Source organism: Pseudomonas brenneri, from assembly GCF_007858285.1.
In the GTDB taxonomy this organism is placed as follows: domain Bacteria; phylum Pseudomonadota; class Gammaproteobacteria; order Pseudomonadales; family Pseudomonadaceae; genus Aquipseudomonas; species Aquipseudomonas brenneri.
The window spans coordinates 1-13,959 of record NZ_VFIL01000001.1 but is presented as its reverse complement, the minus strand read 5'-3'; the positions used below and the strand labels follow the sequence as shown (position 1 = coordinate 13,959).

The following is a 13,959-nucleotide window of genomic DNA, read 5'->3' as shown; positions in this document are numbered from 1 at the left end:
TCGATGCCTTGAGATGCCGTATTCCCACGGCCAACAGACTGTTCAAGGCCGCGTTAGAGCGGCGCATTGATTGCATTGATGATGACTATCAAACAGACCGGCCTGTTTAATTGCCTGAACCAATTCCTATAATTGCCTCCACATTCTCCCCCCAGCCTGGCCTCAGGCTGCATCCTCTTCGGACCTCAACACAATGCCAAGCGTCAGCCAGGCTCCTCACAGCCTCCCCGAACATAATCAACAGAGCGTCAAACAGCAGTGGCTGGCGATTCTCTCGGTCGCCGTGGGTGCCTTCGCCCTGGTGACCAGTGAGTTCCTGCCGGTGGGTGTACTCAATGACGTCGCCAGTGACCTGGGCATCAGCGCCGGCCATGCCGGCCTGATGGTTACCCTGCCCGGCATCATGGCCGCCCTCGCCGCCCCCTTGCTGTCGGTCAGCATTGGCACCATGGACCGTCGCTACCTGTTGATCGGCCTGACGTTGATCATGATCATCGCCAACTCGGTCGTGGCCTTTGCCAGCGACTTTGGCCTGCTGCTGTTCGGCCGCGTCCTGCTGGGCATCAGCATCGGCGGTTTCTGGGCAACGGCCATCGCCCTCAGCGGCCGGCTGGCCCCCAAGGGGGTCGGCGTCGCCCAGGCCACTTCGATCATCATGGTCGGCGTAACCCTGGCCACCGTACTGGGCGTGCCTGTAGGCACCTGGCTTAGCGGGCTGATGGGCTGGCGCATGACCTTCCTGATCACCGCGCTGATGGGCGTACCCGTGTTATTGGCGCAGATCTTCCTGCTACCGCGACTCAACCCGGAGAAAGCCATTCGCATCAGTGACCTGCCAGCCTTGTTCATCAACCCACAAGCGCGGGTCGGGTTGATTGCTGTCTTACTGATCGGCCTGGCGCACTTTGCCGCGTACACCTACGTCGCACCCTTCTTCAAGCACAGTGCCGGCTTCGACGGGCCGACGATTGGCTCGCTGCTGTTGCTCTTCGGCGTGGCGGGAGTGATGGGTAATATTTTTGCCGGATTTGCCGCCAACCGCAGCGTACGTCACACCCTCTTGCTGGTGGCGCTGATGATCGGCACCAGCACGGCCCTATTCCCCCACTTCGCCACCGGACTGACAGGCGCAGCGATGCTGATCGCGCTCTGGGGGTTCGCCTTCGGTGCGTTCCCGGCCTGCGCCAGTATCTGGATGTTTGTCGTGGCGCCCAAGGATGTCGAACGCGGCATGCCGCTCTTCGTCGCTTTGTTCCAGGTGATTATTGCCCTGGGCTCGTTCTTCGGTGGGCGGATCGTCGACCAACTGGGCAGCTCGGTGCTGCTGAGTCTGGCCACGGTGCTGGTGGGCTTGGGTTTTGTGACCGTGCTGGTGCTGGGACGTAAGGTCAGTAATAGCCTTGCGGCCCAGCCTGCGCTTGGTTGACCACTCAAGTATGGCTCCCCCATGAGCAGGGGGAGCCTACTCGATTTTACGAGACAACCTGACTTTCGCTTTACCGATAGGGAACTCCTGCGCTCCCGACCTTAGCAACAGAGAAACCCTGGTGTTTTGCGCATCAACCTTCACCACCAGGTCTATGTGTTTTTCTTTGCCCAGCTTCTGAAAAACATCAAAGATTTCTTTTTCGTCGAACGCGTCAACCCATACGCCATAGCGGCTGCTTCCATCCCGCCAATAGAAACCACAGAACTTGGGAATGGCCCTTTTTTCATAATGATTATCCAGGAGCTCTTTTCCGAAAATGTTCTCCTGCTCACCGTTGTAGGCGCTGAATCCAAAGTCCAGCCACTGAGCACCTTCCTGCAGAACAACGACCGGTCGCCAATTGTATTTCTCCCTGTAGGTGTCATAGATTCCTGGTGAAGGATAACCTTGCGTTTGTATTTTTTGCCGGACCTGCGGGCTGAACGTTTTATAGGATGGATCATTGAGCATTCGGTCTGCGTAACCGTCTTTGAACATGTACTGGGCGTTGCTGTACGCGCTTTCCTTGGTAATGGCTGTCACCTGCGCCTCAAAGGCTCCAACTTCCTTCTGGTTTCCCGCCCCACTCACCCACAACACCACCCTGCCCTGTGGCGCCAACCCCACGATAAAAGTGTTGTAGGTGTCTTTCTTGTGGGTGTCCTGGTCGATAAACCCCTCATCCAAGAGGCGCTTTATCTTTTCTTTGTCCAAGGTCCATTGGCCGGTATAGAACTTTTTCTCCACCAGCGAGTACCACGTAAACGCCAGTTGATAGGGCACCGCCTTTTTTTCGATGCCGGTGGTCATGGTTCCGCCTTGATGACCCCACCCGGTATTCTGTGTGCCCCAAATCGCATCAAAATCGTAGGTGAAGTCCTCAGCGACTAGGGCGCCCCGGTAAACCTCCATCGGGTATTCCTGCGGCGCAGAGACACTTCCCGACCAGCTATAAGTTTCAGGCACGTCTTTACTCTGGCAAGCAGCCAAGGAAAAGCAGAATAAAACAGCCGCAATGACTGCCATCGGACTCGCTACTCTCACACACCGTTACCTCTTCATGGCTTTACAGGAACATCACCACTCACTGCACTTCCCTCTCCCGAAATCAATACCAGGCTCTGCGGCGAAGACAATGTAATACCCATGTCCTGAAGGCCGGCCAGCAGGATGAACAACAAGTCGCTGCGGGCCCCGGACACCGAGCGTGGGCTGTTGACGTAGCCGCTGACCCCAATGATCAGGCCATCCCTGGCCAGGTCCTTGAAGGTGACTGATGGTGCGGGGGTGTCAAGAATGGCCTCGTGCTCGGTAAACGAGTGCATGAGCAGTTCGCGAACTTTCAATACATCGGTGTCCAGCGGCAATGTGAGCGTGATGCTCACGACACCGAGCGCGTTGCCCATGGTGACGTTGCGCACACTTTGCGAGATGAACTGCGAGTTTGGCACGATCACCGTCGAGCGGTCGGACATCTGGATCTCGGTCGCCCTGACGTTGATTCGGCGAATATCGCCCTCGACGCCACCCAGGCTGACCCAATCGCCGACCTTCACCGGCCGTTCGGTCAGCAGGATCAAGCCGGAGATGAAGTTCTGCACAATGGCCTGCAAGCCGAAGCCGATCCCCACCGACAGGGCACTGACGACCCAGGTCAGGCTGGTCAGGTTGATCCGCAGGGTGGACATCACCAACAGACTCAACAGCACGAAGCCCAAGTAGCCCACCAGGGTCACCAGGGATGCGCGCATGCCCGCATCCATGTTGGTTTCCGGCAACAGCCGCTCGCTCAACCAGCGCTTCAAGGTACGCACGGCAAACAACCCGACCACAAACATCAGCAGCGCAGCAAGGATATCCCTGGGGATGATGTGCAGGTTGCCCAGCGTCTTGCTGGTTTCTCCCAGCTGACTGAAGCCCTGGAGCAAATCACTAGGGCTGGAGCCCGCCGGAAGGAAGGCCGCCATCACTGCGGTAAGCAGTAGCAATGTACGCCCGACGCCAGCCAGCACAGTGCAAGCCTGGGCCTGATGCCGTGGCGACAGCCCCAGCGCATTGGCCAGTGCCAGCCCGCTGGGCTGCTTGGGTGAAAGCAGGGTTTCACAGACGTCGCCGTAAAAGGCGATAAGCAGGTAAGCCAATGCTGCCACGACGCTGACCCACAGCAGCTTGACGGTAAGGAAATAGGCCAGGGACAGATACCCCGTAAACAACGCGAGGACAATCAAGGCCACCCACATCGAGGCAACAAAGGGCAGCATTCCGGCCAGCCCGCCTGGGCGGTCCAGCTTGAGCTTCTTGCGCACATGGCGCACGCGCAGCAACGCGGCGATAAAGATCAGCGCCGTGACCAGTGCCGTCAGACCATTGAGCGCTACGGTCAACGCCAGGCTGGCGCCCGTGACATTGTTGATCCGCTCCTCGGTGGCCACCAGCATCAGCGCCACTGCCAGAATCGCTGGAAAAGGCCCGAGGGCACTGGCGATTTCATCGGCAATGGCCGGCAACCGCCAGGAAGGTCGCGGCAGCATCAGCAAGGCTCGTCCAAGGCCTGCAATAAACGCGCAGAACGTGGCCAGGGTGACCAGATGATCGGAAAGCCGCGCCAGGTTTTCGCTCAAGACGGCATTGCTTTCCAACCCCCAACGCATCAGCGAAACGGCCCCCATGATCGTCAGGATCGACGCTAGCCCCACCGCCACCGCCAGCGTGCTGCGCCGCAAGCGCCCCTCAGGCAACCAGCGAATCATCGCCCAGGTGAGCAAGTGTTCAAGCAATCGCCGGCCGAAACTCCAGATCAGCACGGCCACCAGCAACGTGCTGAAGAATGCCCAGCGGCGCTCGGGACTGACGGCGCTCTTCAGGGCGACGAGGCTTTCGGCCTGCAGGTTATCCAGGCGCTTCAGGTCATCCGCAGTGGGACGGATCAGGGTCGACCAGAACGTGGGACTAAAGGGGGTATCGGTACGTGAAGTGAGTTGAGAGTTAAACACATTGCGCCGCAGGTTGACGATCTGCGCGGCAAGGTCGCGGCTCGTCTGGCTCAACTGTTTGGCCTGCTGCTCATCATCAAGCAGGCTGTTCTTTTTCCGCGTCAGGGCATCCCGCTGGTCGGTGAGGCTCTGCGCTTCCCCAGGCTGGGCCGCGCCCAAGACCTTGAGCTGATCGTCAAGACGCTCCATCTCGGTAGCGCGCACCGTAAGCAACGTCTCGGCCTGTTGTTGCACCTGCAGTGCGCCCTGTCGAAACTCCGCCAGCTTCTCGTCGCTGGTACTGATAGGCACACTCTGGCGAATCAGCTCAAGCTGCTGACTGAGCTGTTTCAGGTCAGCGTCTTCCGGCAACAGCGGCAAACTGTCGACGACCTCGATGGCCACCGGCGTTGCAGCCGCACTTGCCCACCCCGGCAGGCTGATAGCCATAACCATGGCCAGCATGACCTGGCAGATGACGCTTCTATAAATTCGCCGCATCAAGTCACCCTTCTCCGTCTTATTCTTGCCATCGCCAGTATGGACCGCCACGGGAGAAAGGAAATTCCGCACGGGGGGCAAAAGATCGGGCGCTATTGGCGCAACGGGAAAGATAGCACTCAGGTCAACCCACAAACGTGGTCTTGCGCGTCAATGCCCACGGCGCAATCAAGCGTTGTGGGGTCTGGCAGGTTTTGCGCTTGAGCACAAAGTTGCGGCACTTCTCAGCGAACTGCTGGCGGTCTTGCACCATGTCCAACTGCATCTGTGCCAACTCGTTTGCACGACAGCGCTCAATCTGCTCAAGGCTCAGAGTGGCTTTACGCGCGCGATAGAGGGCAAATTTTTCATCGGTCAACGCACTATTGGCCTGTTGCAGCAGCCATGCACTGAATGCGTGAGGGCAGCGTGGGCCGATGTCCTGAATCATCCCCCACTGTCGCGCCTGTAAGGCGCTGATTGGCAAACACTCTTCGATGAGTTTGTGCGCGACTTCGCTGCCGACGGCGCGGGGCAAGCTGTACGTCCAGTATTCGGAGCCATACAAGCCCATGGTCTTGTAATGCGGATTGAGTACCACACCCGCTCGGGCGAAGACGATGTCGGCCGCCAGCGCTAGCATCACGCCACCGGCTCCGGCGCTACCCGTCAGGCCACTGACCACCAACTGCCGCGCCGTCAGCAACTCCTGGCAGACGTCGTCGATTGCCTGAATATTGGCCCAGGCTTCCAGCCCCGGTACCTGGGCTGCCTGAATCACGTTGAGGTGCACACCATTGGAAAAGCTCCCGCGCCCTCCCCTGACCAGCAGCACTTGAGTGTCCCGAGCCTTGGCCCAGCGCAGTGCCGTGACCAGCCGCTGGCATTGCTCGGTACTCATGGCACCGTTATAGAACTCGAAGGTCAGTTCGCCAACGTGACCGGACTCCCGATAGCGAATCGGTTGATAGGCCGTCTCATCGAACCCTTGGTTGGCGATCGAGCCGTCCAGCACGGGGATACCAGCCAATCGCCCAGCCAGCACGTGACGTGCAGGCAGCTTGAAGGTTTCCTCCCCTGGCTGGGCTTTACGCTTGAGCGAGCCGATCCACAGGCTGTGATCGCCGGCCGCGACCAGCACCGCATCGTCCTGTACCGCCAGGATTTCTCCCGGGGTGCCACGACGCGAATCCAGGTGCGCGTCGTACAGGTAATACTGTCCGCCAGCGAGGCTCGCCAACACCCCAGGCTGACCATCGGCCGCGTCGATACTGCGTTTGATGAACCGCACGCAGTCGTACCAACTGAAGGTACGGTCAGCCTGCTTCATGTTCGGCTGCAAACGCCCGATGACGTCAGGCTGTGTGTAATCGAGGGGCGTCGGGACAAAACCGCTGGCAAATTTCCCCACCGCATCGCGGATGCAAGCGAGCGCAGCGTCACTCACCGGGCCGTTGTACAACTCGGATTTACGCACATCGGCAGGCATGTCGAATTCACAGGTCGACCAGACCGGGCCGGCATCCATTTCCTCAACCGCCTGCAACGCGGTAACACCCCAGCGCCTGACCTGCTGGGTGATAGCCCAGTCCAGTGCGCTGGCGCCACGGTCGCCAACGATCCCCGGATGAATGATCACCACCGGACGCTCCGGATTGCTCCAGAGCTGCTGCGGCACGCGGTCCTTGAGAAATGGGCAGATCACCAGGTCAGGCGCCGCTTCCTCGATCTGTCGGCATACCGAGGCCTCATCGGTGAACAGCACCACGCTGGGCTCGTGGCCCGCCTGGCGCAGATCCAGCCAGGCCCGCTGGGTCAAACCGTTGAACGCCGACGACAACAACATGATTTTCAATGACCACATGACTGACTCTTCCTTGAGAATGCGCGGCTGGTGGCTCTCCATGAGCCATCCTTGGCCTTTTATGGAAGCGCCAAGATAGAGGGTGTGTCAGGTGGGGTAGATGATCGAGATCAATCTTGTGTCAGCAGGCGTGCCCGTCGAGCGAATTCTTGAAGGGCTCCGGGTGTAGGGCACGAATGGCAGGCTATTGACTGCTTTATACCCACGAGAGGCTCGACTACGGAGAATCGAAACCTCCACAGGCGCAATACTTGCTAAGCCGTGGTCGGCACCTGATTAGCGGACAGGTCCTGGCCGCTGATGATAGCGTCGGTGATTGTGTCGCAGAACCAGCGCAGGGCGGCGGAACTGTCGCTGTTGGGGTGCCAGTTCAGGGACACCGCGAACTCGGCCACCGGGAATGGCAGTTCGAGCATCTTCAAGTCGCCCTCGTGGATGAACAGCCGGGCAATCTGCGCCGGCAGCACCGCCAGCAGGTCGGTGCTGGGAATGACTTTCGACAGTACCGAGAAGTGCGGCACATGCAGGCTGATGCGGCGTTCAACGCCCATGCTTTTCAGTACGTCTTCGACGTTGCCATGGCCGGTGGTGCGGGTCACAGCCACATGCCGCTCGGCCAGGAACTGTTCGAGGCTCAACTGCTGGTCGATGCGTGGGTGGCTGCTACTGAGCAGGCACACATAACGCTCATGGATCAGTACCCGGCTGCGGATACCGGGGACCGGCTGGCGGCAGATCGCGGCATCGACCTTACCGCTGGCCAGCCACTCCCCGACCTGATCGACCTGTAGCGGTAGGACCTCGACTTCTGCCAGCGGCGCGCCCTGATTCAAGCGCGCCAGGATCAGCGGTAGAAAGCCGATTTCGCCGAGGTCGGAGAGCGCAATGCGAAAACGTCGCTCGGTACTCGCGGGGTCGAAATGGCGGCATCCCTGGACCGCGTTTTCGATACAGGTCAAAGACTCGCGCAAGGACGGATAAAGCTGCTCGGCGACAAAGGTTGGCTGGATGCCGTCCCGGGTACGGCTGAACAGCGCATCATCGAACAGCTCGCGCAAACGCGCCAAACCATAACTGACCGAGGGCTGGGTGACGAACAGGCGCTCGGCGGCCAGTGTCACGCTGCGGGCTTCGTAGAGGGTGACGAAGGTTCGAATCAGGTTCAGATCGATGTGGCTCATGTCGCCCTTGGATATAGACAGGGTCTATTTTTGATAGAGATAGTGTCGATTTGATCAATCTTCCAGTGCCTGCAAGAGTAACCCGAAATCCAATAACAAGGGTCGTCATGAAAACCGTTCACTCTGCGTCCTACGAGATTCTTCGCGAGCAAGGCCTGACCACCATCTTCGGCAACCCCGGCTCCAACGAGTTGCCGTTCCTCAAGGGTTTTCCCGAGGATTTCCGCTACATTCTCGGCCTGCATGAGGGCGCGGTGGTCGGCATGGCCGACGGTTTCGCCCTGGCCACTGGCAAGCCGACCTTCGTCAACCTGCATGCCGCCGCCGGTACCGGCAACGGCATGGGCGCGCTGACCAACGCCTGGTACTCGCATAGCCCGCTGGTGATCACTGCCGGTCAGCAGGTGCGCTCGATGGTCGGCGTGGAAGCGATGCTGGCCAATGTCGATGCCGCGCAGTTGCCCAAGCCCCTGGTCAAGTGGAGTCACGAACCGGCTTCGGCCCAGGACGTACCGCGCACCCTGAGCCAGGCGATCCATATGGCCAGCCTAGCGCCACGTGGGCCGGTGTATGTGTCAATCCCCTATGACGACTGGGCCTGCGCGGCGCCAGCGGGTGTGGAGCATCTGTCGCGGCGCCAGGTGAGCAACGCCGGCCAGCCTTCGACGGCGCAACTGCAGGCGCTGGCCGAGCGTATATCGGCAGCGCGTCACCCGGTGCTGGTGCTCGGCCCGGATGTCGACAGCAGTGGCAGCAATGCCCTGGCGGTGCAACTGGCGGAAAAACTGCGCATGCCGGCCTGGGTCGCGCCATCCGCTTCGCGCTGCCCCTTCCCTACCCGTCACCGGTGCTTCCGTGGCGTGTTGCCGGCGGCCATCGCCGGGATCAGCCGCTGCCTGGCCGAGCACGACCTGATCCTGGTAGTCGGCGCCCCCGTGTTCCGTTACCACCAATATGCCCCAGGTGATTATCTGCCGGCCGATTGTGAACTGGTGCACCTGACCTGCGACCCGGGCGAAGCGGCGCGGGCACCCATGGGCGATGCATTGGTGTGCGATATCGCCCTGACCCTCCAGGCCCTGGTCGACGTGCTGCCCCAGCGCGAACGGCCGCTGCCGAGCGCCTTACCGTTGCCGACGCCGGCACGTGAAGAGGATGGCCTGTTAAGCCCGGAAACCGTGTTCGACCTGATCAATCAACTGGCGCCCAGGGACGCGATCTACGTCAAGGAATCCACCTCCACGGTCAGTGCGTTCTGGCAGCGGGTAGCGATGAGCGAGCCTGGCAGCTACTTCTTTCCCGCCGCCGGCGGCTTGGGCTTCGGCTTGCCGGCCGCGGTCGGCGTGCAACTGGCGACGCCCGGGCGACGGGTGGTGGCAATCATCGGCGACGGCTCGGCCAACTACGGCATCACCGCGCTCTGGACCGCTGCCCAATACGGCATTCCGGTGGTGTTCATTATTCTCAAGAACGGCACCTACGGCGCACTGCGCTGGTTCGCCAATGTGCTAGAGGTCAGCGATGCGCCGGGGCTGGACGTTCCGGGCCTGGACTTCTGCGCCATCGCCCAGGGCTATGGCGTGCATGCACAACATGCGGCGACCGGCACCGCGTTCGCCGCAGCCTTCAGCGCAGCCCTGGCCGGCAATCGCCCAGTCCTGATCGAGGTCCCGACCCTGACGATTGAGCCCTGAGCTCCCCACCGCCGGGCTAAGCCCCGGCATTGCCAAACGCGCCTTGTGCACACACCACAACAATAAAAAGAGGTGGCTATGAACACGACTTCGGTCAGTGACGTGATGGAGGAGACACCCCAGCGGTCGGGCTCGGTGGCCGGTAGTGCAGACATCGGCACCTTGCTCGATGACGGCCCCTATACAGGGATGCAGAAGATCGTGGTGCTGCTGGCTGCACTGTCCATCGTGATGGATGGCTTCGACGGCCAGCTCATCGGTTTCGCCATCCCCTTGATGATCAAGGAGTGGGGAATCACCCGCGAGGCCTTTGCTCCCGCAGTGGCGGCCGGGCTGATCGGCATGGGTATCGGCAGTGCCTGCGCGGGTCTGTTCGCCGATCGTTTCGGCCGGCGCATGGCGGTCATCACCAGCGTGATCCTGTTCGGCACAGCGACCTGTGCCATCGGCCTGTCACCGGATGCACTGACCGTGGCGGTTCTACGGTTTATCGCCGGTCTGGGTATCGGTGGCGCCCTACCCAGCGCCACCACCATGACGGCTGAGTTCACCCCGGCACGCCGGCGGACCCTGGCGGTGACCGCAACCATCGTCTGTGTGCCGCTGGGCGGTATGCTGGCGGGGTTGTTCGCCTCTCATATACTGCCGCTGTACGGTTGGCGCCCGTTGTTCTTCATCGGTGGCAGCCTGCCCATTGTGCTGGGCTTTTTGCTGCTGGCGACCTTGCCGGAGTCACCGCGCTTCCTGGCACGCCGGCCTCAACGCTGGGGTGAGTTGACCACGCTGCTCAAGCGTATGGGCCGACCCATGCCCGAGGGCGTGCACTACACCGATGTGCTGGAACAGAAGAGCGAGCAGCAAGGCGGCTTTCGCACCTTATTCGCCCCTGGCTACGGGCGCGATACGGTGGCTGTCTGGGTGGCGTTTTTCATGTGTCTGACCGCCGTCTACAGCGCCTTCAGTTGGTTGCCGACCATGCTCATGGCCGAAGGCTTGCCGTTGGCGCTGGCGAGTTCCGGCCTCACCGCCTACAACCTGGGCGGAGTGATCGGCGCTCTGGTCTGCGCAGTGGCCATCACGCGCTGGGGATCGTTCTGGCCGTTGCTGATCTGTTGTGCAGGTGGCGCACTCAGTGCCTTTGCCATGCAGGCCGTGGACATAGGCCAGAACACCAGCCTGCTGATCTTCGGTTTTGGCGTGCATGGCCTGTTCGTCAACGCCGTGCAGTCTACACTCTATGCGTTGTGTGCATTCATTTATCCCACCGCCGTGCGCGCCACTGGCACTGCATCGGCCCTGGCCTTCGGACGCATGGGCGCAATTCTCAGCGCCTTTGTCGGGGCCACGGTGATTACCCAAGGTGGCACCCAGGGTTATCTGACGCTACTGGGCACGGTAATGCTGCTGGCGCTGGTCGCCCTGATGTTGGTGCGTCGCCATATCCCCCGGCGCGCAACGCAAAGGCCCCAAAAGGAGAACCTTGCCGATGAACCTTCACAGCCATAAGGAAGTTCGATGAACATTACCATTCTGGGAGCGGGCGCCATGGGCTCGCTGTTCGGCGGCTTGCTGGCGGAGAGCGGGCAGACGGTCACGCTGCTGGACATCAACGACACACACCTGGAGGCCATCCGCCTCCAGGGTCTGCGCCTGGAAACCGACAGCGGCGACCGGCGCGTCGGCGGCCTGATCGCCTGTCGTGCGGAGCAGGCAACAGGGCAACCTGATCTGTTGCTGGTCTTCACCAAAGCCCAGCACACCGACAAGGCGCTGCGCAGTATTGCCAGCCATATCGGCGAACATACGTGGGTGCTGACCCTGCAGAACGGCCTGGGCAACGCCGAAGCACTGTGCCGCCATGTCGCCCCGGAGCGGGTGATAATCGGCATGACCACCTGGCCTGCCGACATGGCCGGGCCCGGCCATATTCGTTCCCACGGCCAAGGCGTTGTTCGGATTTCGTCCCTCGATGGCATCGAGTGCCAGGCAAGCAACCAGGTTGCCGCCGTGCTGGAGGCGGCGGGACTGCAATGCAGGGCAGACCCACAGGTCTGGAGCTCGATCTGGGAGAAAGTGGCCTTCAACGCGGCCTTGAACAGTCTGTGCGCCGTGACCGGCTGCACGGTGGGGCAACTGGATGCCGCGCCGCAAGGCGTGCCGCTGGCTCGGGCCATCGTGCTGGAGGTGCTGAGCGTCGCGCAGGCAGAGGGCGTCACGACGGATACGCAGCGTTGCCTGGACAGCGTGGCGCATGCCATCGCCCACCACCGGACGCACAAGCCGTCCATGTTGCAAGACGTGCTGGCCGGGCGCCCCACGGAAATCGGCGCCATCAATGGCGAGGTCCTGGCACGGGCGCGCCAGGCCGGCATCGCCGTGCCGCACACCGAAACCCTGCTAGGACTGCTGCGTCTGATCGAAGCGCGTTCGGCGGCAGGCTGAAAGCCAGAACATCTGCGCGCCTGTATACGTTCGTCCAGGCAATATCGATTTGTGAACGCTGTTTCTTGAGGAGCCTTGTCATGAGTGAGTCCACTGCTGCTTACACCGATCTGCATTTGCAATACATCGCCGGGGAGTGGCGCGCCGGCGCTGCCGGTAAAGTCCTGGCGGTGAGCAACCCGTTCAATGGCCAACTGTTGCTGGAAATCTCCCAGGCCAATCGCCTGGACTTGGATGCCGCCTACGCCCAAGCTGCTGCAGTGCAGCCACAATGGGCAGCACTCGGGCCATCGGCGCGGGCAGCCGTCCTGCATCGGGTGGTGGCGGTATTCGACCGGCGCCGCGAGGAAATCATCGATTGGATCATTCGCGAGTCCGGCAGCACCCGGCTCAAGGCGCAATTGGAATGGGGCGCGGCACGGGCCATTGCCCTGGAGTCGGCATCGTTCCCCGCGCGCGTCCACGGGCGAATTGTCGAGTCCGATGTGCCTGGCAAGGAAAGCCGTGTCTACCGCAGTGCCCTAGGGGTGGTCGGGGTTATCAGCCCGTGGAACTTCCCACTGCACCTGACCCAGCGCTCCATCGCCCCGGCACTGGCCTTGGGCAACGCGGTGGTGGTCAAACCGGCCAGCGATACGCCCGTGTGCGGCGGCCTGCTGCTGGCGAAGATTTTCGAGGAGGCGGGTCTGCCGGCCGGTGTGCTCAGTGTGGTGGTGGGCGCGGGCAGCGAGATCGGCGATGCCTTTGTCGAGCATCCGGTGCCCTCGCTGATCACCTTCACCGGTTCCACCCCGGTGGGACGTGGTATCGGCAGTATCGCCAGCGGTGGTGCGCACCTCAAGCATGTGGCCCTGGAGCTAGGCGGCAACAGCCCGTTTGTGGTCCTGGCCGACGCCGAGCTCGAACAAGCGGTGAACGCGGCGGTATTCGGCAAGTTCCTGCATCAAGGGCAGATCTGCATGGCGGTCAATCGGATCATCGTCGACAACAGCCTCTACGACGCCTTCGCCGAGCGCTTCGTAGAACGGGTCAAGGGGCTCAAGGTCGGTGATCCGCAATTGATCGAAACAGTCATCGGCCCGGTGATCAATGAACGGCAACTGCAAGGCCTGCGAGAAAAGATCGAACTGGCCCGCAGTGAAGGCGCTGAACCGCTCTACGAGGGTGGTTTCCAGGGTAATCTGCTGGCGCCTCACGTCTACGGTGAAGTCACGGTCGACATGGACCTGGCTCGCAACGAGATTTTCGGCCCGCTGGTGGGCCTGTTGCGCGCCCAGGACGAGGCCCATGCTCTGGAGCTGGCCAATGCCAGCGAGTTCGGCCTGTCCAGCGCGGTGTTCACTCGCAATCTGGAACGTGGAGTGCACTTCGCTCGACAGATTCGCGTCGGCATGACTCATATCAACGATATCCCGGTGAACGACGAGGCCAACGCGCCCTTCGGCGGGGAAAAGAACTCGGGGCTCGGGCGCTTCAACGGCGACTGGGCGATCGATGAATTCACCCGCGATCACTGGATCAGCGTGCAGCACTCGGCGCGTCATTACCCCTTCTGATCCGGGAGCTGACGATATCTGCCCGGCCTTTGGGAAAGGCCGGGCATCATTGGGCACTTGTGTCGTGAGTTTCCCAACGCTGATGTTCAAGAATGTACACCTCTGATGGGATGAGCAGTGCCCTGAGAAGCGTCCATCAATACACAAGGAAGTTGCATGTGAACAAGAAGTTTGGTGAATCGCCCCGGATTCTCTAGACACCTTGCAAGCTCATTGCGTAACGCTTTTCAAACTCTACCGGTGACAGCTGATTGTTGAAACCATGGCGGCGTTTTGCGTTGTAGAACATCTCGATGTAATCA

At 61.1% G+C, this 13,959-nt stretch carries 10 protein-coding genes and 1 pseudogene; 5 read left to right on the top strand and 6 right to left on the bottom strand.

All coding sequences use genetic code 11. The features are described 5' to 3' along the window. Positions 1 to 193 precede the first annotated feature (193 nt). Positions 194 to 1,426, top strand: coding sequence for an MFS transporter (locus FJD34_RS00055; RefSeq protein WP_090291276.1), 1,233 nt, complete (start codon positions 194 to 196; stop codon positions 1,424 to 1,426). A 36-nt stretch (positions 1,427 to 1,462) separates the two neighbouring features. Here the strand turns inward: FJD34_RS00055 and FJD34_RS00050 are convergent, their stop codons facing one another. The 5 genes and pseudogenes from FJD34_RS00050 to FJD34_RS00030 all read right to left on the bottom strand — a co-directional run bounded on the left by FJD34_RS00050 (position 1,463) and on the right by FJD34_RS00030 (position 7,965). Further along, positions 1,463 to 2,494, bottom strand: coding sequence for a DUF2931 family protein (locus FJD34_RS00050; RefSeq protein WP_090291277.1), 1,032 nt, complete (start codon positions 2,492 to 2,494; stop codon positions 1,463 to 1,465). Between the two features lie 32 nt (positions 2,495 to 2,526). Continuing rightward, complete coding sequence (locus FJD34_RS00045; protein WP_090291278.1) at positions 2,527 to 4,941, bottom strand: DUF3772 domain-containing protein; 2,415 nt, start codon at positions 4,939 to 4,941, stop codon at positions 2,527 to 2,529. Positions 4,942 to 5,065: 124 nt separating this feature from the next. Then, positions 5,066 to 6,784, bottom strand: coding sequence for a hydrogenase maturation protein (locus tag FJD34_RS00040; RefSeq protein ID WP_090293167.1), 1,719 nt, complete (start codon positions 6,782 to 6,784; stop codon positions 5,066 to 5,068). 87 nt (positions 6,785 to 6,871) lie between these two features. Beyond that, positions 6,872 to 7,057, bottom strand: a pseudogene (locus FJD34_RS28755) (hypothetical protein); the annotation flags it as partial. Then, positions 7,039 to 7,965, bottom strand: coding sequence for a LysR family transcriptional regulator (locus FJD34_RS00030; protein WP_090291279.1), 927 nt, complete (start codon positions 7,963 to 7,965; stop codon positions 7,039 to 7,041). The pseudogene FJD34_RS28755 and the gene FJD34_RS00030, both read right to left, overlap by 19 nt. 107 nt (positions 7,966 to 8,072) lie before the next feature. Here FJD34_RS00030 and mdlC point away from each other — a divergent pair, with 107 nt between their 5' ends. From mdlC to FJD34_RS00010, 4 genes are all read left to right on the top strand, one after another. Further along, positions 8,073 to 9,659, top strand: coding sequence for a benzoylformate decarboxylase (gene mdlC, locus FJD34_RS00025; RefSeq protein ID WP_090291280.1), 1,587 nt, complete (start codon positions 8,073 to 8,075; stop codon positions 9,657 to 9,659). 78 nt (positions 9,660 to 9,737) lie between these two features. Further along, positions 9,738 to 11,165, top strand: a complete 1,428-nt coding sequence (locus tag FJD34_RS00020) for an MFS transporter (RefSeq protein WP_090291281.1) — start codon at positions 9,738 to 9,740, stop codon at positions 11,163 to 11,165. A 9-nt stretch (positions 11,166 to 11,174) separates the two neighbouring features. After that, positions 11,175 to 12,101 carry a ketopantoate reductase family protein gene (locus tag FJD34_RS00015; RefSeq protein ID WP_090291282.1) on the top strand — a complete coding sequence of 309 codons (927 nt, stop codon included), beginning with the start codon at positions 11,175 to 11,177 and terminating at the stop codon, positions 12,099 to 12,101. An 80-nt stretch (positions 12,102 to 12,181) separates the two neighbouring features. Then, on the top strand, positions 12,182 to 13,657 hold the full coding sequence (locus FJD34_RS00010) for an aldehyde dehydrogenase family protein (protein WP_090291283.1): 1,476 nt from the start codon (positions 12,182 to 12,184) through the stop codon (positions 13,655 to 13,657). A gap of 193 nt (positions 13,658 to 13,850) precedes the next feature. On the opposite strand, the gene FJD34_RS00005 is transcribed toward FJD34_RS00010, so the two are convergent. Then, positions 13,851 to 13,959: IS3 family transposase (locus FJD34_RS00005; protein WP_130926105.1), on the bottom strand; the 109-nt coding region annotated here is incomplete at its 5' end.

What these genes read in the sequence shown, in the direction of transcription:
- FJD34_RS00050 (WP_090291277.1), bottom strand. Translation starts at nt 2,494, where the DNA reads ATGGCAGTCATTGCGGCTGTTTTATTCTGCTTTTCCTTGGCTGCTTGC.
- FJD34_RS00030 (WP_090291279.1), bottom strand. Translation starts at nt 7,965, where the DNA reads ATGAGCCACATCGATCTGAACCTGATTCGAACCTTCGTCACCCTCTAC.
- FJD34_RS00045 (WP_090291278.1), bottom strand. Translation starts at nt 4,941, where the DNA reads ATGCGGCGAATTTATAGAAGCGTCATCTGCCAGGTCATGCTGGCCATG.
- FJD34_RS00040 (WP_090293167.1), bottom strand. Translation starts at nt 6,784, where the DNA reads ATGTGGTCATTGAAAATCATGTTGTTGTCGTCGGCGTTCAACGGTTTG.
- FJD34_RS00015 (WP_090291282.1), top strand. Translation starts at nt 11,175, where the DNA reads ATGAACATTACCATTCTGGGAGCGGGCGCCATGGGCTCGCTGTTCGGC.
- FJD34_RS00010 (WP_090291283.1), top strand. Translation starts at nt 12,182, where the DNA reads ATGAGTGAGTCCACTGCTGCTTACACCGATCTGCATTTGCAATACATC.
- FJD34_RS00020 (WP_090291281.1), top strand. Translation starts at nt 9,738, where the DNA reads ATGAACACGACTTCGGTCAGTGACGTGATGGAGGAGACACCCCAGCGG.
- FJD34_RS00055 (WP_090291276.1), top strand. Translation starts at nt 194, where the DNA reads ATGCCAAGCGTCAGCCAGGCTCCTCACAGCCTCCCCGAACATAATCAA.
- mdlC (WP_090291280.1), top strand. Translation starts at nt 8,073, where the DNA reads ATGAAAACCGTTCACTCTGCGTCCTACGAGATTCTTCGCGAGCAAGGC.